Annotated in this window: 1 protein-coding gene and 1 pseudogene; both read right to left on the reverse strand. The window is 62.4% G+C overall.

Features of this window, described 5'->3' with window-relative positions; translation table 11 throughout:
* Positions 1-809, reverse strand: a pseudogene (locus P8014_RS20480) (IS5 family transposase); the annotation flags it as partial.
* Positions 810-1,069: 260 nt separating this feature from the next.
* The coding region (locus P8014_RS20485; protein WP_337819184.1) for a TonB-dependent receptor at positions 1,070-1,637 on the reverse strand (568 nt) is incomplete at its 5' end.

Genomic DNA, 1,637 nt, shown 5'->3' on the forward strand with positions numbered 1-1,637 from the left:
CAGCCCCCGGTAACGCACCTTGCGATGCCCGAAGCGTTGTTTGATGACCTGGAACGGATGCTCGACCTTGGCCCGCACGCGCGCCTTGGCCTGCTCCAGGCGCTCGCGCGCCCGGCCCAGCGTATCCTTGGGCAAGGCCCGGCGCTTGCCCGGGCGCAGCGCCACGTGCCAACGTACCTGCCGGTGCGTGCGCTCGGGGCGTCGGTCCACACCCTGATAACCGGCATCGCCCAGCGCGTCCGATTCCTCGCCGTGCAGCAGCCGGTCGGCCTGCGTCACGTCACCCACCTCGGCCGAGGTCGCCACCACCGTGTGCACCCGCCCCGAGTCGGCATCGGCACCGATGTGTGCCTTCATGCCAAGGCGCTGCGATGATCGTCGCATCCACCAGCGTGCCTTCCTTGAGCAGCAGGCCGCGTTCGGCCAGCTGGGCGTTGATCGTCTCGAAGATCCGCGGCGTCAGACCGTGTTGCTCGAGCAGGCGTCGGAACTTGAGCAGCGTGGTCGCATCCGGGGCCGCCTCGCGGCTCAGATCGATACCCACACCGGCGAATCGCCTGGCTGTCGTAGAACGCATCTTCGGCCCCTTCGTCCGACAACCCAAAGCATTGCTGTGCTATGTACAGGCGCAGCATGCGCTCCAGACCAATCGGTGGGCGGCCTCGACGGCCGCTCTTGGGGTAGTGCTGTTCGAGTGCCTCCACCAGCGCCGCCCAGGGCACGAGCTGCTCCAGATCACCCAGAAACCGATCCCGGCGCGTGCGTTTCTTCTTGGCCGCGTACTCCAGATCCGAAAAGCTCGTTTGCAGCGCGATCAACCCAACTGTGACGATGGCCCATTATCCCAGACTCATCATGCCAGTAACCGGCGTGAACGAATAAATCAGCGTGTCCCTAACGCTTAGTTCGCGCAGTCTGGAGGTTTTCTGAAAAATCTGCCACTGAGAGTGGCTGATGAGGACGATTTGGATTCGGCCCGCGGGTGGGGTGATGAGGGTTGCTTGGCTGCTGGAACGGCTGTCGGCGTGGCGAATACGCTATCGGCAATAGGGCGGGGGTGCCTGACTTGTCACGTCTCTTGACGACGGGCGTTGGACAAGTCAGGCACTTGGGGCATCGACATAGTCTTGCCTTGTCCTACGTAAACCCCGTTTTGCGGGTTGTAGTAAAGACGGTTGAACAGGTTGTCGATGCCCGCGCGGATGGTCAGATGCTCGACGCGATAGGCCGCATGCAGATTGACGATGGCATAAGTGCCGGTCTGCGGTTCGTTCTGTATCGTCGATACGTCTTTTTTCGCGCCGACGACTTGAACTTCGGCGCCGTTGTTCCAGTGGCCAATTTGCTGGGTGAGCTGCACATGGGCTTCCCAGGGGGCGATGCCGAACAGTCCTTCATGCGTGTCGGTATTGCGTGCGTGGATATAGTCCAGCTTGCTGTCGAGGAAGAAATCGCCGGTCTTGCGCGTTTGCAGCAGCAGCAGGGTGGCATTCAGGTCGGCCCCGGCCATGCGGGCCTGCTGGTTGGCATATTGCAGGACGTTGAACTGTCCCGCCGTGCAGGTGGTGCCAGGCGCGCACTGTGCGCCGATGTAATCGTTGATCTGGGTCAGATAGGCATCGGCCTCGACTTTCCAG

The sequence above is a fragment of the Acidihalobacter sp. genome (assembly GCF_037381185.1).
GTDB lineage: Bacteria > Pseudomonadota > Gammaproteobacteria > DSM-5130 > Acidihalobacteraceae > Acidihalobacter_A.